Genomic DNA, 21,562 nt, shown 5'->3' on the forward strand with positions numbered 1-21,562 from the left:
CGTAGCGGCTGGATATGGTCGCTCGGATGGCCGTCACCGATGTCACCGATGTGTTGGCCCGCCGCGCGACGCTGACCCGGTCGATCAAGCTGCTCGGCGAGTTCCGGTTCGAGCAGCGCGATCCCGCGCGGTTCTACGGGGCGCTGGCCTCCGACACCGCGGCGATGGTCGCCGACCTGTGGCTCGGGGTGCACGGCACCTCGCCGGCCGGCTGCACGCTGCTCGACGTCGGCGGTGGACCCGGCTACTTCGCGTCGGCGTTCGCCGACGCCGGGGTGCACTACATCGGCGTCGAACCCGACCCCGGCGAGATCCATGCGATGCACGCCGCGCCCGAGGCGACGACACCGGCCACCTACGTGCGGGCGTCCGGTACGGCACTGCCGTTCGCCGACGCCAGCGTGGACATCTGCCTGTCCTCCAACGTCGCCGAACATGTGCGTGAGCCGTGGCGGCTGGGCCGGGAGATGCTGCGCGTCACCCGGCCCGGCGGGTTGGTGGTGCTGTCCTACACGGTGTGGCTCGGCCCCTTCGGCGGACACGAGACCGGGCTCTGGCACTACCTGGGCGGGGCCCGCGCGGCCGCGCGCTACACCCGCAAGCATGGCCATCCACCGAAGAACAACTACGGCTCGTCACTGTTCGCGGTGTCGGCGGCCGCCGGGCTGCAGTGGGCCGACGCCACCGGCGCCGTGCTGGCCGCATTCCCCCGCTACCACCCGCGATGGGCATGGTGGCTGACGCGGATGCCCGGGCTGCGGGAATTCCTGGTCAGCAACCTGGTGCTCGTTCTGATGCCGCCGACTGGAACAGGTTCTACTTTCCCGGGTGGGTAGGTAATGTGACGAGCATGACTCAGACCGTGGCTTACAAAACCGAATGGGACAAACTCTTCATCGGGGGCAAGTGGGCCGAGCCCGCATCCGACGAGGTCATCGAGGTCCATTCGCCGGCCACCGGCGAACTGGTCGGCAAAGTGCCGCTGGCCGTCGAGGCCGACGTCAACGCCGCCTGCGCGGCCGCCCGCAAGGCCTTCGACGAGGGGCCGTGGCCGCACATGTCGCCCGAGGAGCGGGCCAAGGTGCTCGGCGCCGCGGTCAAGCTCATGGAGGAGCGCGCCGACGAGCTGAAGTACCTGCTGGCCGCCGAGACCGGCCAGCCGCAGACCATCGTCGACATGATGCAGTACGGCGCCGCGATGTCGGCGTTCCAGTACTACGCCGGCGCGGCCGACAAGTTCGCGTGGAAAGAGGTCCGCGACGGGGTCTACGGCCAGACCATGGTGGTGCGCGAGCCGATCGGTGTCGTCGGCGCCGTCACCGCGTGGAACGTGCCGTTCTTCCTCGCCGCCAACAAGCTCGGCCCGGCCCTGCTGGCCGGCTGCACCATGGTGCTCAAGCCGGCCGCCGAAACCCCGCTGTCGGTGTTCGCGATGGCGGAGATGTTCGCCGAGGCCGGCCTGCCCGAAGGGGTGCTGTCCATCGTGCCGGGCGGCCCGGAAACCGGCCGCGCGCTGACGGCCAACCCCGAGCTGGACAAGTTCACCTTCACGGGCAGCTCCGCGGTGGGCAAGGAGATCGCCAAGATCGCCGCCGAGAAGCTCAAGCCGTGCACGCTCGAGTTGGGCGGCAAATCGGCCGCGATCATCCTGGAGGACGCCGACCTCGACGCGACGCTGCCGATGCTCGGCTTCTCGGGTGTGATGAACAGCGGTCAGGCCTGCGTCGCGCAGACCCGCATCCTGGCGCCACGCTCGCGGTACGACGAGATCGTCGAGAAGGTCGCGAACTTCATCTCGGCGATGCCGGTCGGGCTGCCCGATGACCCGAACGCGGCGATCGGGCCGCTGATCAGCGAGAAGCAGCGCGAGCGGGTCGAGGGCTACATCAAGAAGGGCGTCGATGAGGGGGCGCGCCTCGTCACCGGCGGCGGCCGCCCCGAGGGTCTGGACAACGGCTGGTTCGTCGAACCCACCGTGTTCGCCGATGTGGACAACTCGATGACGATCGCCCAGGAGGAGATCTTCGGCCCGGTGCTGGCGGTGATCCCCTACGACACCGAAGAGGACGCGGTGCGCATCGCCAACGACTCGGTGTACGGCCTGGCGGGCAGCGTGTGGACGACCGACAACAAGAAGGCGATCGAGATCGCGTCGAAGATCCGCACGGGCACCTACGCGGTGAACATGTACGCCTTCGATCCGGGTTCGCCGTTCGGCGGGTACAAGAACTCCGGCATCGGGCGTGAGAACGGGCCGGAAGGCATCGAGGCCTACGTCGAACACAAGAGCGTGCTGCTGCCGTTCGGCTACAACCCGGAAGACTGACGTTCCCGGATTATGGTTTGGAGCATAATCCGCTGACCGTTTGCTCGGTGCTACAACGGGCTGATCAGCGTCTCAGTGTGATCGGGAATACATAAATTGCCAACCGGTGTTACGCAATTTATGCTTCACGTCATACAAAGGAGGCGCTCGATGTGGATCGTTGAGGTCAACTTCGCTGGACGCCGGTTCACCTATCGCGTGCCTGATAGCCGTCGGCCCCTCGTGCGTTTCGGGTCGCGCGGGTTCGGCCGGCTTACGTCGCAGCTGCGGCCCACGCGCGCGGTCTGACCGTTCGCTCCGGAGGTCTCTGCTGTCTGCCACCCCGGCCAAGGGCCGCACCAAGCGCGGCTCCACCAGAACCAACATGCTCGTCAGCGCCGCACAGGTGCTGCGGGAACGCGGCGCCGCGGGCGTCACGATCGACGAGGTACTGGCGCGCAGCGGCGCGCCGCGGGGTTCGGTCTACTACCACTTCCCCGGCGGCCGCAACCAGATCCTGACCGAGGCGCTGCAGTACGCCGGCGAGGCGATCACCGAGGTGATGGACGACGCCGTCGCGCACGGCGGGATGTATCTGGTGCGGCAGTTCGTCGAGTTCTGGGAACAGTTGCTGGTCAAAAGCTCGTTCAGCGCCGGCTGCCCGGTGGTCGCCGCCGCGATCGGGTCGGCCGACGACGAGCCGGCGCTGAGCTCGCTTGCCGGCGGCATCTTCACCCACTGGCGCGACGCGCTCACCCGCGCGTTCGTCTCGGACGGGTTCGACGAAGCCCAGGCCGCGTCACTGGCGATCATGTGCATCGCCTCGCTGGAAGGTGCGGTGGTGCTGTGCCGGTCCACCCGCAGTGTCGATCCCCTGCATGACGTCGCCCAGCAGGTCGAATTCTTGATCAGGTCAAGGGAATTCATCCGTCGTCACGGTGTTCCCGACCAGCGCTAACCCTTGCGCCACCGCGCACACACGAAGTCCCCGTTGACCGCGGACTCCGACAGCACCCATTCCGAACGGACCGGCAGCACACGGGAACCCGCGCCCAGCGAGCACGGGGCGTAGCTCACGATCATGTCGTCGATCAGGCCCGCGGCGACGAACTGCGCGGCGACGTCGCCGCCGCCGACCACCCAGACATCCTTGCCGGCCGCGGCGGCCACCAACTTCGGGTGCAACTCGGTGACGTCGCCGTCGAACGTCTGCACGGGATGGCCCTCGATGACGATGTGGGGACGGCTGGTCAGCACCCAGCACGGTTGCTCGTACATCCATTGGCCCGGTTGGTTTTTCCCGATCCACTCGTAGGTGGCCGATCCCATCACGATCGCGCCGACGGACTCGATGAAGGCGTCGTAGCCGAACGGCCCGGACTGGTCGATGGCGCGTGACGTCAGCCAGTCCAGGCTGTCGGCCTCGTCGACGATGTAACCGTCGAGGCTGGACGCGGTGTAGTACACGGTCGCCATGTCAATTGCCTCTCATCCATTCGAGCGGATCGCCGTGGTCGGTGCGCACCCCGTGGCGCGCGAGCATCGCGCGGGCGAGTTGGCGTCGGTGCGCGGAGTAGGTGAGCACGTGCGCGATAATGCCGTACAGCTGAAAGGATTCCGGCGGGTCACACAGCGCATCGATGATGGTGTCGTTTAACCTGCCTTCGGCGGTGTACGTGGAAACCATTGCTGCCCAGCGTTTTCCAATGTCGTCATGGTGGTCGGTTAGCTTTTCGGGTGTGGCTGACTCGGGTCGGGTCGCGGCGCGGTCCGGGAAGTCGCGGCCGTCGATCGTGGCCAGCCAGACCTGCTTGGTCCACACGATCGCGCCGAGCACCGCGCCGACGCTGGGCTCCGGACCGTCCCAGTCCAGGACCACCTGACCGGGCGAAATCGGTTCGCACCATTGGTCGTTGGACAGCTGCGCGGCCTGATTGATCAGATACGCCGTGTCGGCGATGTCGTGCGCCACCATCAGTTGCGAGATGTCGGGCTCCTTGGTGTCACCGTCGCTGTCCAGCCACAGCGACTGGGGCGGATGGAAGTGCAGTCCGTTGGGCGCCGCAACCCGAAACGGCAGTTCGGGGGCCCGAGACGGCGGTACGCCGAAGGTGCGCCGGAAGGCGCGCGAGAACACCTCCGTTGACGACCAGCCTTCGTCGGCGGCGACGGCCGATACGGTCTCGCCGTTGTGCAGGCGCCACGCGGCCCGCTCGAGCATGATGCGTCGGCGCAGCGCGGCGGGCGACTCCCCGGTCAGCCGGCGCACCTCGCGGGAGAAGTGGAATTCGGAGGCGTAGCTGCTGCGCGCCATATCGCCGACCTCGGTGTTGTCGGCGTCGACGACGGCGTCGAGCAGTTCGCGCAGCCGGTCCCGGTGTGATCGCTCGCCCACGTTGAATGAGTATGGTCGCGCACCTGCCGGTTGGACATGACAATTCCTGCTGTCCACCGGCGCTCAGGCTTCGAGTACCTCGCTGACGCGGGCCTCGACGTCGCCCAGCCCCGTCAGGTCGATGCCGAAGCGATCGGTCAATGCGGTCAGCACGTCGGCGGCACTATCGAAGCGGATCCGTTCGGTGTCGCCGGCGTTGTGGATGGCGAGGTCACGGTCGCGCAGGTTGCAGCGGGCCTCGTCGGTCACGATCGCCGCGGACAGGCCGGTGACGAATTTCGACTCGGGATGCGTTGAGACATACCAGCTTGCGACCACGCGGTCGATCTGGGGCTGCGGTCGCGTGTCGAACAGGTACACGGGTTGCCACTCGTTGCGGATCTGGGTGTCCAGCACATAGCCCTGTTCGTGTTCACGCAGCCGGTAGGGCTCAAGGCGGGTCTGCTGCACCGGGCCGGCTTCCAGCCGGATCGGCGAGGGCGGCGTCTGACCGCCGAAGCCGACGTGGACCAGCCAACGCCCGTCGTCCCCGGGCACGGTCACCGCCAGCGCCTCGTGCGTCTGAGCGGGCAGCTCGTCGGACTCGCGCATCCACACCACCCGCCCGCCGAGCCGGTCGACGTCGAAACCCAGCTGCGCCAGCGCATAACCCATCAGGCCGTTCTGCTCGAAGCAGTAGCCGCCGCGACGCCGACGCACCATCTTGTCATCGAGGGCCGAGGCGCTGAGATCGGCCACCGGAATCCCCATCAGCGGGTCGAGGTTTTCGAACGGGATGGATCGGAGGTGCGCAGCGACCAGCCCGTGCAGTGTGTCGACGGTCGCTGCGGTCGAGCCGGTGTACCCGATCCGGTCGAAGTAGGCAGCCAGGTCGAATGCGGGGATCACGTCGGCAGTCATGACAACATCCTCCGGGCTCAACCCAAGTTGAGGTCAATTTCTGTCGTGGGCCTCTGGCAGTATCGAACGTATGTTCGCTTCGGAGTTTCGGTCGGCCGGTGAGGCCGCGCTGGTCGCCGAGATTCAAGCGTGCACGCGTGCTGAGGCGGTGACGGCGGCGCGGCGGTTTGCCGCGATCGGCGAGCTCGCCGCGCGCGCCGACGCGCCCGAGCTAGATGAGCGCCAGCAGTGGGCGGTGGATCTGTGGGCGTGTGCGGCCGCGGAGGTGGCCGCGGCGATGGGTATCAGCCAGCGCAAAGCCTCCGGGCAGATGAGGATCGGATTAGCGCTGCGCGAGCGCCTGCCCAAGCTGGCCGCCCGGTTCAGTGCCGGTGAGATCAGCGCCAAGCTGGTCTCGGCAATCACCTGGCGCACCCACCTGGTGATCGATGCCGAGCTGATGGCGCGCATCGATGACGCGGTCGCCGAACGCGCCGTGGCCTGGGGGGCGTTGTCAGAGGAACGCCTGGAGTTGGCCATCGACGCGATCGTGGAAACCCACGACCCCGATGCCCGGCGGCGCTTTCATGAGTCCGCGCTTGATTGTGATGTGCGGCTGGGCAAGCCCGATGATGACACCGGCACCGCGTCGTTGTGGGGGCGGTTATCGGCCGTCGATGCCGAACTGCTCGACAAGCGCATCGCCGCGATGATCGCCGGGGTGTGTGCGGCCGATCCGCGCACCGAGGGCCAACGCCGCGCTGCCGCGTTGGGAGCCATCGCCGTTGGAGCCGAGCAGTTGGCCTGCCACTGCGGGGGCGCGCAGTGCCCGCGGGCCGGGGCGGCTGACGCACGCGCGGCGGCCTTCGTCATCCACGCCATCACCGACACCACCCCCACTCCGACGAAGGCCAAGGCCAAGGCCAATTTGTCGCGCCCCGCCAACACCAACGCCGAATCATCGGAGCCCGCGTCACCGCAACCTCCGGTGGCGTTGATCGTCGGGGGTGGGGTGATTCCGCCGGCGTTGCTGGCCGAGTTGATCGACAACGGGGCCACTGTGCGCCCGGTGTATCGGCCGTACGACATCGCCGATCCGGGCTATCGGCCGTCGCGGGCCTGTGAACGCTTCGTGCACATGCGCGATATGACGTGTCGGTTCCCCGGCTGCGACCGCCCCGCCCAAAACTGCGACATCGACCACAGCACGCCCTACCCCGCTGGGCCCACCCATCCGTCAAACAACAAGTGCTTGTGCCGTTTACATCACTTGCTCAAAACTTTTTGCGGCTGGCGCGACCAGCAGTACCCCGACGGCACCATTGTGTGGACCGCGCCCAGCGGACATACCTACCGCACCTACCCGTTTAGCCGGGTGCTGTTTCCGAACTGGGACACCACCACCGCCGACCTACCCCCACCGGCCAACGCGCCCCCGCCCTCGGCGCAACGCGCCTTGAAGATGCCACGACGACGACGCAGCCGCGCCGCCGACAACCAAGCACGCATCAACGCCGAACGCGAACTCAACCACCGCGACGCCCCACGCGATGTACCGCCGATCTGACACCGACGCGGCCCGTCGCCTACGGCTTGCCGCGAGACGGCGTCTGGGAGGCCACCCCGTGGCGCAACGGCGTCCCCGGCTCGGCCGCGGTCGACTCCTGCACGGGTGAGCCACCCGACGCTCCGCTGACGCTCGGCGCGTTGTCCGGGTCACCGCCGGATGGCTCGGCGCCGTGGGTGAGCTCTCGCAACCGGGCGTTGAGAAGCTCGAGCACCGGAATGCGGTTGCCGTGCTCGGTTTCGTGCTCGAACAGGGTGCGCAACTGCGGCTCGTCAAGCGACCGGATGCGGTGGCGCAATTCCGTCAGGGGTAGCTGGTCGTAGTCGGTCAGCGGAAGTTCCATACCCCCCGGTTGCCCATCGCGGCGCGACGGAAAACCGTCAGGTGCCCGTCCAGTTCGGCGGCCGCTTCTCGGCGAACGCGATCGCGCCTTCCTTGGCGTCGTTCGACGCGAACACGGGCCCGAGGATCTTCATCTGCTCACGCCACATCTCGTCGGGGCTCCAATTGCGCGACTCGACGATGATCCGCTTGGTCGCTGCCACGGCCAACGGCCCGTTGGCGGTGATCTTCTCGGCCAGCGCGATCGCCGCCTCGAGCGCCTGCCCGGGTTCGGCGAGCACGTTGACCAGGCCGAGGTCGTGGGCACGCACCGCGGTCAGGTTCTCCCCCGTCAACGCCAGTTCCATCGCGATCGCGTACGGGATGCGCTGCGGCAGCCGCAGCAGCCCACCGCCACCGGCGACCAGGCCGCGCTTGACCTCGGGAATGCCGAACGCCGACTCCTTCGAGGCCACGATCAGATCGGTGGCCAGTGCCAGCTCGGTCCCACCGGCCAGCGCGAAGCCCTCCACCGCCGCGATCAGCGGCTTGACCGGCGGCCGCTCGGTGAAACCCATGCCGCGGCCCTCCACCACGACGTTCTCGCCGCGCGCGAAGGCCTTGAGGTCCATCCCGGCGCAGAACGAGCCACCCGCGCCGGTTAGCACCGCCACCGACAAGCCCGCGTCGTCGTCGAGCCGGTCCATCGCGGCGGCCAGGCCGCGGCTGACCTCGGCGTTGACCGCGTTCTTGGCCTCGGGCCGGTTGATGATGATAATCAGGATCCGGTCACGCTGCTCGACAAGAACTGCTTCTTTGGTTCCACTGGTTTCGTCGCTCACGCGGGTGATCGTAACGGCCGCGAAAGCGCGCGTCGCGGCCGCCAAGCTAAACTAGAACACGTTTCAGTTTTCCATCGAAGGGGGCCGCATGGCCGCGACCGAGACCGAGAACATGCCGTCGGAGCTCGCCAAATGGGACCCCGGGCTGACCGAACGCGTCATGGGCGTCACCCGCCCCCTGCTCAAGCGCTACTTCCGCTCGGAGGTGCACGGCCTCGACAACGTCCCCGCCGGTGGTGCGCTGGTGGTCAGCAACCACTCCGGTGGCTTGTTCCCGATGGACGTGCCCATCCTGGCGGCCGACTTCTACGACCGCCACGGTTACCACCGGCCGATGTACACGCTCAGCCACGACATGCTGCTGACCGGTCCGACGGGGGATTTCTTCCGGCGGATCGGCTTCATCAGCGCCAATCACGAAAACGCCGACGCCGCATTGCGTTCGGGCGGTCTGGTCGTGGTGTTCCCCGGTGGTGACTACGACGTGTACCGGCCGACGTTCTCGGAGAACGTGATCGACTTCGGCGGCCGCACGGGCTATGTGAAGGCGGCGTTGAACGCCGGCGTGCCGATCGTGCCGACGGTGGGCATCGGCGGGCAGCAGACCCAGATCTTCCTGTCGCGGGGCACGTGGTTGGCCGAGCGTCTCGGGCCGATCGCGCGGCTGGCCCGCACGAAGATCATGCCGATTTCGTTCGGCTTCCCGTTCGGGCTGTCGCTGGTGATCCCGCCCAACATTCCGCTGCCGGCCAAGATCGTGATGGAAGTGCTGCCGCCGATCCACATCGAGGACGAGTTCGGCACGGATCCCGATATCGACGAGGTCGACGCCCATGTGCGCCGGGTGATGCAGCGCGCCCTGGACGAGCTGGCAGCACAGCGTCGACTTCCAGTACTCGGCTAGCGTGGGTTTGAATCTGCACGCTCCCCGAGAGAGACCGACCTTGTCCAAGCTCCCCCGCTACCCGCTGCTGCGCGCCGTCGCCGAACTCGTCAACGCCGCCAACGGGGTGCGCCCCCTGGGCCGCGAGGGCTACATCACCATTCCGGTGTTCGCGTTCGGCTGGCCGACCACCGAGATGTCCCCGCTGTACCTGGCCGCGTCGGTGCTCGACGCGATACGCCGTGGCTGGCGCGGTGACTTCCGCGGCGCCGGCGGGCGTATCGCGTTGCTGCTCACCGCGATCGCGTGGGCGCTGCTTGGCCTCATTCACTACCGAAACCTCAACTCGCAGCCCTACTTTGAGGAGCCGCTGCGCAAGGAGCTGGGCGACGACTACAAGGCGATTGCCGCGCAGTCGCAGCCCGCGGTGCGCCGACGCATGATCGGCGTGTGGCCCAACGAGTTGGTGCGCCGCCGCTATGTCGGGAAGGCGAACACCGTTGTCTACGGCCCACATTCGCGCGTCAACCGTGCCGACATCTGGCGCCGCGCCGACCTGCCCCTCGACGGGAAGGCGCCGGTGCTGCTCCAAGTGCCCGGCGGCGCGTGGGCGATCGGTATGCGACGGCCACAGGCCTACCCGCTGCTGAGCCATCTGGCCGAACGCGGTTGGGTGTGCGTGTCGATCGACTACCGCGTCAGCCCGCGCCACACGTGGCCGGACCACATCGTCGACGTGAAACGCGCGCTGGCCTGGATCAAGGACAACATCGCCGACTACGGCGGTGATCCGGACTTCGTGGCGATCACGGGCGGTTCGGCCGGCGGTCACCTGTCGTCGCTGGCCGCGTTGACGCCCAACGACCCGCAGTGGCAGCCCGGGTTCGAGGACGCCGACACCTCGGTGGCGGCCGCGGTGCCGATCTACGGCCGCTATGACTGGGTGTCGGCGCGCGGATCCGGACGCAGGGAGTTCATCTCGTTCCTGCAGAAGTTCGTGGTGAAGAAACGCATCGTCGAACACAAGCAGACCTACGTCGACGCATCCTCGATCATGCGGCTACGGCCCGACGCGCCACCGTTTTTCATCCTGCACGGCCAGGACGACTCGATCATCCCGGTGCAAGAGGGACGCGATTTCGCCGACGCGTTGAGCAAGGTGTCGACGTCCACCGTCGCCTACGCCGAGATCCCGCACGCGCAGCATGCGTTCGACTTCTACTACGGCTCACCGCGGGGCCACTACACCGCACAGGCGGTCGAGAAGTTCCTGTCGTGGGTGCACGCCAAGCGCACCAAGGTCCAGCCAGTCAGGCAATAACGGAATCGATGACCGTCAGCTCTTCGGAAAGCCCTGCGGCACGACGGATCTCGGTGAACGCCTCGACCATCGCATCGGTGAGTTCGTGTGGGTCCGAGAGCGTGGCGCCATCGGAGAGCACCGAAATGTTGAGCTGGTCGACGTAGCTCCACACCGTGATGTTCAACCCGCTGCCGGTCGTCAGCGGACCTACGGAGTAGATCTCGGTCACCAGCGCGCCACCGACCCGGCCGTGCACACGTGGGCCGGGCACGTTGGAGATCGGGATGTTGAGCACCTTGTTCTGGCCGTCCTTTTCGCCCAGCCAGGCAAACAGCCGCTCGGCGGGTGCGGGCGGTAGATAGGCCGACCACCTGCTGACGAGTTCGGGGCCGAGCAGGTGGTGGGTTTCCTTGGCGCTCACCGCGCCGTCGTGCACGGCCTGCACCCGCTCGAGGGGGTCGGCGAGGTGGATCGGCACCGTCATCATCACACCGCTAAAGCAATTGCCCGAGATGCGTTCGGCGGAGAAGTCGAAACTGACTGGGACAGAGGCCAACAGCGGGTGATCGGCATGTCGGTCGTACTTCAGCGACAGCTGCCGCAGCGCCCCGGCGGAGATCGCGAGGACCATGTCGTTGATCGTGACGTTGAGGTGCTTGCCGGTCTCCTTGATATCGGCCAGCGCCAGGGTGGCGGTCGCGAACCGGCGTTTGGCGTCGACGCGGTGGTTGATGAACGACGGCGGCGGCGTGAACGGGCGCGTCAGCTCCGGCGACAGCTTGTAGGTGCTCTTGCGCACCCGCCGCACACCCTGCGCGGTGTAGCGCATCACGGCGGGTAGCCGCCCGATCTGGCGCATGTGGTCGCCGAAGGCGGTGCGCACCAGTTCGGCACGGGTGGGCGCGGGATCGGTCGCATACGAGTCCCGGTCCTGCGGCCCGGCCTGCAGGTCCATCCCCCGCGCCAGCAGGTTGGCCGAGGCCACGCCGTCGGCCAGGGCGTGATGGATCTTGCCGAGCACCGCGATTCGGCCGTCGGCCAGCCCCTCGATGAAGTACATCTCCCACAACGGCCGGCTGCGGTCCAGCGGTGTGCTGGCGATCTCGCCGACGGCCTCGTCGAGTTCGCGCCGCCCACCGGGACTGGCCACCCGGTGGGGGCGCACGTGGTATTCGAGGTCGACCTCGCAGTTCTCCCGCCACATCGGATGGTGGAACTTGAACGGGATGTCGACGAGCTCGTAACGGAACGGGTCGAGCTTGTAGAGCCGGCCGTGGATGACCTTGCGAAAGTCCTCGATGCCGAACTTGCGGCCCTTCAATTCGGAAAGGTCGATCACCGCGAGCTTGAGGGTGTGCATATGCACTTCGGGTGTCTCGCTATAGAGAAGTACCGCGTCCCAGCCGCTCAGCCTCTTCAAAAGCCACCCCCTCTCCGGAGCAGCAGCCCCCTAAATGACTTCCTTGGCCCCGATCAACGCCCGGTGCCGGTGAATATGGTTGAGGAACAACGAGATCGCGGTCGCCATCGAACCGGTGCGGGCGCCGTCGGTCATGTCGAACCCATGGCCTGCGCCAGGCAGTTCAAGATAGCTCACCGGGGCCCGCGACACCCCGCGCAGCCGTTCGACGAACGCGCGGGCCTGCGCCACCGGTATCACCGTATCCCCGGATCCGTGGATCACCAGGAACGGCGGCGCGTCCGGGTGCACCTGCGCGATCGGCGACGCCTTGCGAAAGACCTCGGGATGCTTGGCGATCTTGCGTTTGACGACCACCCGCTCCAGGAAGTCCACGAACCGCACCCGCTCGGGCGTCGAACGATCCTCCCAGTCGTAGCGGCCGTAGATGCCGACCACCGCGTCCACCGACGTGTCCGAGTCCTCGGGCAGTTCGTCCTGCATCTCGGGGTCGTTGACGGTCAGACCGGCCAGCGCCGACAGGTGCCCGCCCGCCGAGGTTCCCGCGATCGCCACGAAGTTGCGGTCGCCACCGAACTTGTCGACGTTGGCGCGGGCCCACGCGATCGCGGTCTTCACATCCGTGATGTGGGCGGGCCAGCGATGGTGCGGTGCAACGCGGTAGTCGATGGACAGGCACACCCAGCCCTGCTGGGCCAGATGCGACATCAGCGCGTAGCCCTGCAGCATCCTGCTGCCGTGCACCCAGGCGCCGCCCGGCACGAAGATCAGCACCGGCGCGGGTTGGACCGGCAGGTCCTTGGGTCGCCACACGTCGAGCAGCTGGCACGGCCGTGGCCCGTAGCGCACCGAGGTGCGGTAGACGCTGCGGCGGTGCTCGCGCATGTTCCACAGCGGCGGCACCCGTTGCGGTGCCGGCCAGTCGATGTCGAGGTCACGGGGATTGACGACGCCGCGCAGCGCGGCCGCGGTGACGGTGTGCGTGCTGTCGCGTTCGCTGCGCTTCAGCTCCGCGTTGCCCGGGCTCAGCCAGGACTTGGCCGCCGCACCGAAGAAATCCGGAAGATGACGGGACCCCCACACGCTCATGGCGGTCGCAGCACCAAGGGGCTCAAGGTGTTTCCCGATCACGGGCAGCGACGCCGACGCGACGCTCATGGCCAGCATGTAGTCGGAGGGCCCGGCGTTGAGAAACCACCTGGCACGTTTCCACATCGTCGCGCCGGGATTCCGGGCCTCGGGCCGTACCGCCATTGCCGAACTGTACCCCGCAGTCCGATTCTCAAACGGCGACATGACGAAGATGTCGGCGCCCGGTTCGGGTCAAGATCAGTGTGATCGGCGTCACGTATGCGTTGAGCTGGGCAAAGGGGTTAGCGTTACTTTTCGAGTGCCAAAACTAAGCCAAAATGTAAACGAGGACTCCCACTGTGAGTAAGTCAGCCCTGGCCATCACCGAAGAGCACAACGACCTGGCAGATGCGGCGTTTGGCCAGCTCAACCGGCTGAACAGCCGCGCCGCCGCGCGCGCCACGCTCGAAGACGCGTCCTCGCATCCGGCTGACATCTGGTCGGCGGCCGGCGAGATCGGCTGGACCGGGCTGGCCATCGCCGAAGAGCACGGCGGATCCGGGTTCGGTCTGGCCGAACTGGCGGTGGTGCTGGAAGCCCAAGGCCACGAATTGTGCCCCGGCCCGTTTCTGCCGAGCGTTGCCGCCGCGGTGGTGATCGACCGCTGCGCACCCGATTCGGTTCGCGCGCAACTGCTTCCAGGCTTGGCCGACGGGTCCACTGTCGGCGCGCTCGCGATTTCGGGGGAGGTGGCCGGCGGCTCCGACCTGGTGGTGACCGGCGAGTGCCGCGCGGTGCTGGGCGCTCCCGACGCGGACGTTCTGGTTGTCGTCGCGGATGAGGACGTCGTGGTGGTCGACGCGGGCGCCGACGGGGTCACCGTCACGGCGCTGGAATCCTTGGACACCACCCGCAGCGTCGGCGCCGTCGCGTTGCAGGGCGTGTCGGTGTCCGAGGACCGTGTGCTGCGCGGCGCCGCACGTAAGGCACGCACCGTGTTCCGGACGCTGGCGTCGGCCGAAGCGGTCGGCGTCAGCTGGGCGAGCCTGGAAATGGCGGTCGAGTACGCCAAGGTGCGTGAACAGTTCGGCCGCACCATCGGCACGTTCCAGGCCGTCAAACACCACGCCGCCAACATGCTGGTGAACGCGGAGGTGAGCACCGCGGCCACCTGGGATGCGGCCCGCGCCGAGGACCTCGAAGGTGCCTGGTTCCCCGCCGCGGTGGCCGCCTCACACGCTGTCCGCACACAGATCTTCAACGCGCAGAACAACATCCAACTGCACGGCGGTATCGGCTTCACGTGGGAGCACGACGCCCACCTGTATCTGCGTCGGGCCCGCACCCTGGCCGCGTTGATGGCCGAAGCCGGTGACCCGCTGCTGGATATCGTCGAGGCCCAGCGCAGCGGCCAGGCCCGCGGCGCGTCGTTCGGCCTGCCCGCCGAGGCGGAGAAGTACCGCGAGCAGGCCCGCGAAGCCGTCAAGACGTTGCAGTCGCTGCCCGCCGAGAAGCGCCGCGATTTCCTCGTCGACTCGGGATACCTTGTGCCGCATTGGCCTAAGCCCTGGGGGCGCGCCGCCGACGTGCTCGAACAGCTGGTCATCGAAGAGGAGTTCGGCGGCATCGAACGCCCCGATATGGGCATCACCGGCTGGGTGACGCTGACCATCGCCCAGGCCGGCACCGACGACCAGCGGGAACGCTGGGTGGAGCCGGTGCTGCGCGGGCAGGTGATGTGGTGTCAGCTGTTCTCCGAACCGAGTGCAGGCTCGGACGCCGCCGCGGTGCGGACGTCGGCCAAAAAGGTCGACGGCGGTTGGCGCGTCACCGGCCAAAAGGTGTGGACCAGCCTGGCGCACGAGTGCCAGTGGGGGCTGGCCACCGTGCGCACCGACCCCGACGCGCCCAAGCACGCCGGGGTGACGATGATGGCGATCGACATGAAGGCGCCGGGGGTGACCGTCAATCCGCTCAAGGGCCTGACCGGGCACTCCCATTTCAACGAGGTCTTCTTCGACGACGTCTTCGTACCCGACGCCGACGTGGTGGGCGACGTCAACAAGGGCTGGCTGGTGGCCCGCGCGACGCTGGGCAACGAGCGCGTCTCGATCGGCGGAGGTTCCGGCGGCACAACCGGTTTCACGCCACGGGATCTCGTCAAGCTGCTCGACGATGCGCCCGCCGAGACCGCTGCCCATTACGTGCGTAGCGTGGGAGAGGTGATCGCGGAAACCCACACGCTGCGGCTGCTGAACCTGCGCCGGGTCACCCGCGCGATCGCAGGTTCGGAAGCCGGTCCGGAGGGCAACGTCACCAAACTGCTGGTCGCCGAGTCCGGGCAGCGGATGACCGAGTTGGCCATGGAACTGGCCGGTCCGGCACCAGTTGTCGGGCAGACGCCGGTGCTGACGTTGGCCTACCTCGGCAACCGCGCGATGACGATCGCGGGCGGTACCTCGGAGATCACCCGCAACACGATCGCCGAGCGCATCCTCGGTCTGCCCCGTGATCCGCTGCTGAAGTAGCGCCTCACGGCCGGGGGTCGATCAACCGGCCGAGCGCGGCGCGCGACCGGATGCCGAGCTTGCGATAGATCTGGGTCAGGTTCGCCTCGACCGTCTTGACGCTGATGAACAGCTTGGCCGCGATATCGCGGTTGGTCATGCCCGACGCGGCCAGTTCGGCAACGCGTTGCTCAGAGGGCGTCAGGTCGACGGCGCGGTTGGCGCCGACGTTGGTGCGCGCCAACTCCGCACGGGCCCGCTGGGCCCACAGCGGGGCGCCGAGACCCTCGAACCCGCACAGCGCATCCTCGAGAGTCGTTGCGGCGGTGCGCTTCTGTCGTCTACGACGCTGAAGCTGACCCAGCAGCAGCTGGGTACGCGCCCGTTCGAACGGCATCGCGAGCCGGTCGTGGTGCGTCATCGCGCGTAGCGCCACCTGTTCGGCGGTCTCGATATCGCCGTCGGCGGCGAGCACCATCGCCCGACACCGATCCCCGATCGCCAGCATCCAGGCCCGGTTCAGGCGGGCGCCGTTACGTTCCAGCGCTTCGATCATGGGCTCGGCCTCACGCTGACGGCCCAGGGTGACCAGCGCCTCGACCGCATCCGGAACAAACCCGGCCTTGATGATCTCGGTGCAGCGGAGACCGTCAGTTCGAAAAACCAACGGCGCCAGCTCATTCAACGCCTGCTCGGGGTCGCCCAAGGAGACCGCCAGAAAGCCGAGCGTCATCATCGGCCACTCGGCCAGCAGTGGGGACTCGAAACGTTCGGCGGCCGCGATGGCCGCCTGCGCGTCAGCTCGGGCCTGTTCGACGTCGCCGGTGTACGCGGCCGCCAAACCCCGTACGGTCAGCGCGATGCCCATGCTGTTGTCGCCGCCCATCTGTTCCGCGCACACCATGGCGACCTCGGCCGTCTCGGCCGCTTTGCCGAAGTCGCCGCGCCACACGTTGATCAGCGTGCCCCACACGGCGATGAACAACATGTCGCTGTCCGCACCGGTGTCGATGCACCGGCGCCACAGCGTTTCGATGTGTTGGGCCGCCTCGTCGGGCCGGCCGTCCCACGACAGGATCTGGGCGGCGGCCGAGCTGGCCCGGAACGGAATCGGTACGTCGACGTCGATGTCTTCCAGTTCGAGCGCGCGGCGCAACACGGATTCGTCGAACCCGTTGCCGGACAGCATGCTCAGCAGCTGCTGGTCGGCGAGCGCCTGACTGGTCAGCACAGCGATACCGAGCGTCTCGGCGTATTCGACCGCCTTCTCGGCATTGCGCAGCGCTTCGCCGTAGTTGCCCGTGTTGGCTTGCGCGAACGACAACATGAGCAGTGTCTGCGCAAGCACCGCCGGGGTGGCTTCGGCGTCGCACACGGCTTCGGTGAGTACCTCGGCGGCGGCGTGGAAACTGCGGCGGTAGATCCAGATCCCGGCGAGAAGGCTCAACGCAAGTGCCCGCACCACCCCGGGTCGCAGCTTGTCGAGGGCGGGGGCGAGCACTTCGTGTGCCCGGTCGACGTCGCCGGCCCGGAAGTGGTGCTGGGCTGACCGGAGCCGGCGCACCGGTGTGTCACCCAGTTTGACTGCCAAATCCGAGAATTCGGCGGCGGCGGCTGGTGCACCCCTGGCCCGCGCGGCGTCGGCGGCCGCGTCGAGTGCCTGCACGATCTGCGGATCGTGACGGGAGGACGCCAGGGCCAGGTGGCGCGCCTTCAATTCAGGGTGCTCGACCACGCCGGCCAGGGCACGATGAATTCGTCTGCGCCGGGCCGGCTTTGCTTCGGCGTAGACGCCGCGAGCCAGCAGCGGATGCGTGTAACGCACATGGTCGCCGATGATTTCGACGATTCCGTGGTTTTCGGCCTCCTCGAGGTGCGCCGATATCTGCTCGATCGTCGTGCCGGTGGCCCGCGCAAGCACGTCCATTGTCGGATCGGCCGTGCTCGCCGCGGCGAGCAGCGCGTCGTACGTGTCGCTGCCGAGCCCGGCCAGGCGCAACCGCACGACGTCGGCGAGCGTGTCGGGCAGCTCTGCTCCGGTGTCGAGACCACGGGCCATTTCCAACGCGTAGAACGGGTTCCCACCCGAGACGTCGGCGAGGCGCACCAGGGTGGGACGGGACAGCGATCGGCCAAGACGGGTGCTCACCAACTGGTGCAGGCCGCCCAGGCTCAACGGACGCATCGACACCTTGGTCAGCGCATCAGGTCGGGGTAGGTGCAGCCACGCCACCGTGCTGGCGGCATCGGAGGTGGTGCGTTCGGTCGCGACCAGCCCGACCCGGCCCCGCAGCCGCCGCGCCACGAACGCGATGACCGCGCGGCTGGACGCGTCGAGCCACTGCAGATCGTCGACACCGACGACGACAGGCGTGTCGGCGGCCAGCGCACCGAGGACCGAGAGCAGCGCGGCCGCCACCACATGCTGATCGGTGTCGGGCCCGACCCCTGAGCCGCGCAACAGCACCCGGTCCACCGCGACGCGCTGCACATCGGGCAATGTCGCCAGCAGTTCCGCATCGACGCCCGTGAGCAGGTCGGCCACCGCGCCGTAGGCCAGGATCGACTCCGCTTCCCACGCCCGCGCGGACAGCACCGAAAACCCGTTGGCGCTCGCCTCCTGCAACGCTGCCAGCCACAACGTGGTCTTGCCGATCCCGGCCTCACCCTCCAGCAGTAACCCCGCGGGCCAGCGGTCGACCGCCGCGTACAACGCGGCAACTGCCGCCAGTTCCGCGGTCCGGCCGACGACGCCAACGGGCACACGCAATTCTGACACTCAGCAAACGAATACGGGAGTCGAACGGTGCGCCCGGTGCACCGACCACAAAACCCCCCAGTTGCGGGATGGCAGACGGCCGCGCGCGCGCTCACGCTGAGGATGTGGACGACGCCCTCGTCATCGGCAGCGGTCCGGCCGGGCTGGCATGTGCGGCCGAGCTTCGACGGCACCGAGTGGCTGTCACCGTGCTGGAGCGCGGCGCCTGCACCGGTGCGGCGTGGGCCGGTCGGTACGACGCGTTGAGGTTCAACACTTCCCGCTGGTATTCGGCGTTGCCTGGGGCACCGTTTCCCCGTTCGCACGGATGGTTCCCGAGCCGCGACCAGTACGTGGCCTACCTTCAGCAGTACGGCGAGCAGCGGCGTGTTCCGGTGCGCCACAACACGGCCGTGTCGCGACTGGACCCGGTGTCGTCGGGTGGCTGGGCGCTGACCACCAACCGGGGACCGTTGACCGCACGACATGTCATCGTCGCGACCGGCCTGTTCCACACCCCGGCTATTCCACCGTGGCATGGCCGAAAAGAATTCCGCGGCAAGCTCATTCATGCCGCCCAGTACCTCCATCCGCGCCCCTTCGTCGGGCAGCGGGTGCTGGTGGTGGGCGCGGGATCCACGGGTCTGGAGATTGCTTACCAGCTTGTCCGCGGCGGTGCGTCGCGCGTGCTGCTGGCGGTGCGGACACCGCCCAACATTCTGCCGCGCGTTCTGGGCGGACTGCCCGGCGACCTTCCGCTGCCGCTGTTCTTACAGCTGCCCTCACGGTTTGTCGACCCGATGTTGATGGCGCTGCAAGGCTTGGTCATCGGCGATCTCAGCGACCGCGGCCTGGCCAAACCCGTCGAGGGGCCGCTGGCTGGTCTTCGGCGCCGCGGTGCCGGCACGGCGATCGTCGACCGCGAAGTCGTCGAGGCGATTCGCGACGGCTCGATCCCGGTGGTCGCGGCCGTCAACCGCCTCATCGGCGACGGAGCGGTGCTGGCCGACGGCACCAACGTGGCGGTCGACGCGGTGATCGCGGCCACCGGCTACCGCACCGGACTGCCCGATCTCGTCGGACACCTCGGTGTGCTCGACGACCGCGGTATGCCGCGCGATGGCCGGGGCGCGGAGGTGCTGCCAGGGCTGCGCTTCGTGGGCTTCGTTTTCCGGCCCGGGCTTACGCGATTTGTCGGGCACTGCGCGCGCCGCGTCGCCAAGGAAGTTGCCGCGCAGTGCGTCAGCGATCGGCCAACCGGGGCGGCCGGACCTGCGGCTCCTTGGACAGCAGCGCCGCCAGTTCCGGACGGCTGCTCACCGTCAGCTTGGCGAAGATCGACTTGACGTGGCCGCGCAGGGTTTCGGTGGTGATCCACACCCGGCGCGCAATCTCCGCGGTGGGCATCCCGGTCAGCAGCAGCGCGGTGATCTCCTTTTCCCGCGGGGTGAGGTCGTGTAGCTGCAGCAGCAGCGGAGCGATATCGGCACGGCTGGCGGGTTCCAGAACCAACGCCGTGCGGCCTGACCGGTCGTCGTCGACTTCCAGTCGCGCGCCGCGCACCACCAGCCAGTTGCCCGAGGCGCCCTGCACCCGGGCCATCGCTGCGGGACCCTGCCCACCGTCGGCCAGCGCGCGGGCGCGCTGGGCGACCTGGTGCAGCACGATCGTGCGTTGCAGTTTCTCGTCGTCAAGCGGGCCGAGAAGTTCGGCGGCCTGCGGGGTGACGGCGTCGACGCTGCCGTCGTCGGCCAGCACGACCAACGCGGGGGACGCGGTGTCACCGCTGCCTGCCGGTTGCGCGAGCAGCAGGCAGGTCCGGATCCCGTTGCCGATGTGCGGGCACAACCGGGCGATGACGTCGACCTCGGATGACAAGAACCACGGGTCGTCGCCGGCGCGGGTCAGACAGACATTGCCCCAGGTCGCTCCACCGGAGCGGAACACGCCGCGGATCTCGTCGCCGTATCCGTTCGGTTCGTAGATCCGGCGCCAGCGGATGCTGCGGCTCAGGTCGCCGCCGGTCGCTTCGCTCAGCGATGCCGCTGCCACCCCGCGCTCGGCCAAGTCGAAGAACTTGTTGACGTCGTCCTCGGTCAGCTCACATTCGATCAACTGCAAATGTTGTGCGCGGTTGACGTTTTCGGCGTAGACACCGTTGATCAGCAGGGTGTCCGGGTCGGTGAGCAGCCAGCCCGCGGCGACGTACGGGATCTCGGCGCGAACCGCGGCGGCCACCTCGGCGAGCAGATCCAGCGGGTCCTGGGCTCGGACACAGATGCGGGCCACCCGTTCTACGAGGCGGCTCATTGCAGCGTTGCCCGACACCATCGATTTCGATGTTCCTCGGCCGCGGTGGCGATGTCGAGGCTTTACTGATCGGGTGTCGCGTAACCGATCGTCTCGTCGTGCCCAGCAGAACTTTCATCCCGACTTGCGCCGTACCGCGCGGTTCATCCCGAAACAGGTCATCACCCCGGTGACGTTGCCCATCGTCCGGATGGCGACACGCGCGTTGTGGCGGCGGGTACCGCGCGACGTCGAGGCGCTGACCCTGCCGTCGGGGGTCGGGGTGCGGTTGTTCCGGCCGGGCAGCGGGTCCGCGCCGGGCGCGGCGCTGTTGTGGATCCACGGCGGCGGATACGTCATCGGCCACCCGGCCCAGGACGACGTGTTGTGCCGCCGCTTCGCCCGCGAACTCGGTGTCACGGTCGCCTCGGTCGACTACCGGTTGGCGCCCGAGCACCCGTATCCCGACTCGCTGGAGGACTGCTATTCGGCGTTGACGTGGCTGGCGGCCCTGCCCTCGGTGGACCCGGCGCGGGTGGCGATCGGCGGGGCCAGCGCGGGCGGCGGATTGGCTGCGGCGCTGGCGCTGATGGCCCGCGACCGCGGCGAGGTTCCGGTGGCCGCGCAGTTGCTGGTGTACCCGATGCTCGACGACCGCACCTGCGACCGCCGCGATCTCGACAATCCGGGCCTTCGGCTGTGGAACCAGACGAGCAACAAGTTCGGGTGGGCGGCCTACCTAGGAGATGCGGATCCCGACGTGGCGGTGCCCGCACGCCGCGATGATCTCAGTGGGCTGCCGCCCGCCTGGATCGGCGTCGGGACACTGGACCTTTTTCACGACGAGGACCTGGCTTACGCCGAACGGCTGAAGGCCGCTGGCGTGCCCTGCGAGGTCGAGGTCGTCGACGGCGCGTTTCACGGATTCGACGGGATCGCCCCCAAGGCCGCTGTGTCGCAAGCGTTCTTCAACAGCCAGTGCGCGATGCTACGGCAAGCGTTGACGCCCGCGGCGGCGTGAC

Annotated in this window: 18 protein-coding genes; 9 read left to right on the forward strand and 9 right to left on the reverse strand. The window is 68.1% G+C overall.

The genetic code is table 11. The features are described 5' to 3' along the window. Positions 1–26: 26 nt before the first annotated feature. The 3 genes from ABQE93_RS02795 (at position 27) to ABQE93_RS02805 (ending at position 3,263) form a co-directional block, all read left to right on the forward strand. The gene (locus ABQE93_RS02795; protein ID WP_448405739.1) at positions 27–836 is read left to right on the forward strand and encodes a class I SAM-dependent methyltransferase; all 810 of its coding nucleotides are present in this window, start codon (positions 27–29) and stop codon (positions 834–836) included. Positions 837–850: 14 nt separating this feature from the next. After that, positions 851–2,326, forward strand: coding sequence for an aldehyde dehydrogenase (locus ABQE93_RS02800; RefSeq protein ID WP_448405740.1), 1,476 nt, complete (start codon positions 851–853; stop codon positions 2,324–2,326). Positions 2,327–2,690: 364 nt separating this feature from the next. Then, on the forward strand, positions 2,691–3,263 hold the full coding sequence (locus ABQE93_RS02805; RefSeq protein ID WP_448405741.1) for a TetR/AcrR family transcriptional regulator: 573 nt from the start codon (positions 2,691–2,693) through the stop codon (positions 3,261–3,263). Here ABQE93_RS02805 and ABQE93_RS02810 read toward each other — a convergent pair. The 3 genes from ABQE93_RS02810 to ABQE93_RS02820 all read right to left on the reverse strand — a co-directional run bounded on the left by ABQE93_RS02810 (position 3,260) and on the right by ABQE93_RS02820 (position 5,600). Next, positions 3,260–3,781, reverse strand: coding sequence for a dihydrofolate reductase family protein (locus ABQE93_RS02810; protein ID WP_448405742.1), 522 nt, complete (start codon positions 3,779–3,781; stop codon positions 3,260–3,262). The genes ABQE93_RS02805 and ABQE93_RS02810 overlap by 4 nt on opposite strands. A 1-nt stretch (position 3,782) precedes the next feature. Beyond that, positions 3,783–4,700 (reverse strand): helix-turn-helix domain-containing protein, encoded by a 918-nt coding sequence (locus ABQE93_RS02815; RefSeq protein WP_448405743.1) that lies wholly within the window; start codon positions 4,698–4,700, stop codon positions 3,783–3,785. Positions 4,701–4,763: 63 nt separating this feature from the next. Next, entirely contained in the window at positions 4,764–5,600 is an 837-nt protein-coding gene (locus ABQE93_RS02820) for an arylamine N-acetyltransferase family protein (protein ID WP_448405744.1), read from the reverse strand. Between the two features lie 70 nt (positions 5,601–5,670). Between ABQE93_RS02820 and ABQE93_RS02825 the strand changes: the two genes are divergently transcribed. Next, the gene (locus tag ABQE93_RS02825) at positions 5,671–7,146 is read left to right on the forward strand and encodes an HNH endonuclease signature motif containing protein (protein ID WP_448405745.1); all 1,476 of its coding nucleotides are present in this window, start codon (positions 5,671–5,673) and stop codon (positions 7,144–7,146) included. 19 nt (positions 7,147–7,165) lie between these two features. Here the strand turns inward: ABQE93_RS02825 and ABQE93_RS02830 are convergent, their stop codons facing one another. Beyond that, positions 7,166–7,489, reverse strand: a complete 324-nt coding sequence (locus ABQE93_RS02830) for a DUF8129 domain-containing protein (RefSeq protein WP_448405746.1) — start codon at positions 7,487–7,489, stop codon at positions 7,166–7,168. A 37-nt stretch (positions 7,490–7,526) separates the two neighbouring features. Next, positions 7,527–8,309: a crotonase/enoyl-CoA hydratase family protein gene (locus tag ABQE93_RS02835; protein WP_448405747.1), complete on the reverse strand. Its 783-nt coding sequence runs from the start codon at positions 8,307–8,309 to the stop codon at positions 7,527–7,529. Between the two features lie 88 nt (positions 8,310–8,397). On the opposite strand from ABQE93_RS02835, the gene ABQE93_RS02840 reads away from it, so the two are divergent. Both ABQE93_RS02840 and ABQE93_RS02845 read left to right on the forward strand, forming a co-directional pair. Further along, entirely contained in the window at positions 8,398–9,213 is an 816-nt protein-coding gene (locus ABQE93_RS02840; protein ID WP_448405748.1) for a lysophospholipid acyltransferase family protein, read from the forward strand. A 40-nt stretch (positions 9,214–9,253) separates the two neighbouring features. Beyond that, positions 9,254–10,513, forward strand: coding sequence for an alpha/beta hydrolase (locus tag ABQE93_RS02845; protein ID WP_448405749.1), 1,260 nt, complete (start codon positions 9,254–9,256; stop codon positions 10,511–10,513). Here ABQE93_RS02845 and ABQE93_RS02850 read toward each other — a convergent pair. After that, positions 10,503–11,915: a WS/DGAT/MGAT family O-acyltransferase gene (locus tag ABQE93_RS02850; protein WP_448405750.1), complete on the reverse strand. Its 1,413-nt coding sequence runs from the start codon at positions 11,913–11,915 to the stop codon at positions 10,503–10,505. The two genes, ABQE93_RS02845 and ABQE93_RS02850, sit on opposite strands and share 11 nt — an antisense overlap. Positions 11,916–11,945: 30 nt before the next feature. Next, positions 11,946–13,169, reverse strand: coding sequence for an alpha/beta hydrolase fold domain-containing protein (locus tag ABQE93_RS02855; protein WP_448405751.1), 1,224 nt, complete (start codon positions 13,167–13,169; stop codon positions 11,946–11,948). Positions 13,170–13,345: 176 nt separating this feature from the next. On the opposite strand from ABQE93_RS02855, the gene ABQE93_RS02860 reads away from it, so the two are divergent. Beyond that, positions 13,346–15,514, forward strand: coding sequence for an acyl-CoA dehydrogenase family protein (locus tag ABQE93_RS02860; RefSeq protein ID WP_448405752.1), 2,169 nt, complete (start codon positions 13,346–13,348; stop codon positions 15,512–15,514). 4 nt (positions 15,515–15,518) lie between these two features. Here ABQE93_RS02860 and ABQE93_RS02865 read toward each other — a convergent pair whose 3' ends face one another. Then, positions 15,519–18,272, reverse strand: a complete 2,754-nt coding sequence (locus ABQE93_RS02865; protein ID WP_448405753.1) for a helix-turn-helix transcriptional regulator — start codon at positions 18,270–18,272, stop codon at positions 15,519–15,521. A 104-nt stretch (positions 18,273–18,376) separates the two neighbouring features. Between ABQE93_RS02865 and ABQE93_RS02870 the strand changes: the two genes are divergently transcribed. Beyond that, positions 18,377–19,597: a flavin-containing monooxygenase gene (locus ABQE93_RS02870; protein WP_448405754.1), complete on the forward strand. Its 1,221-nt coding sequence runs from the start codon at positions 18,377–18,379 to the stop codon at positions 19,595–19,597. Here the strand turns inward: ABQE93_RS02870 and ABQE93_RS02875 are convergent. Next, positions 19,494–20,561 carry a helix-turn-helix transcriptional regulator gene (locus ABQE93_RS02875; protein WP_448405755.1) on the reverse strand — a complete coding sequence of 356 codons (1,068 nt, stop codon included), beginning with the start codon at positions 20,559–20,561 and terminating at the stop codon, positions 19,494–19,496. The genes ABQE93_RS02870 and ABQE93_RS02875 overlap by 104 nt on opposite strands. Positions 20,562–20,634: 73 nt before the next feature. Between ABQE93_RS02875 and ABQE93_RS02880 the strand changes: the two genes are divergently transcribed. Further along, positions 20,635–21,561 (forward strand): alpha/beta hydrolase, encoded by a 927-nt coding sequence (locus ABQE93_RS02880; RefSeq protein WP_448405756.1) that lies wholly within the window; start codon positions 20,635–20,637, stop codon positions 21,559–21,561. The last annotated feature ends 1 nt before the right edge of the window (position 21,562 follow it).

This window comes from Mycolicibacterium sp. XJ662, assembly GCF_053484035.1.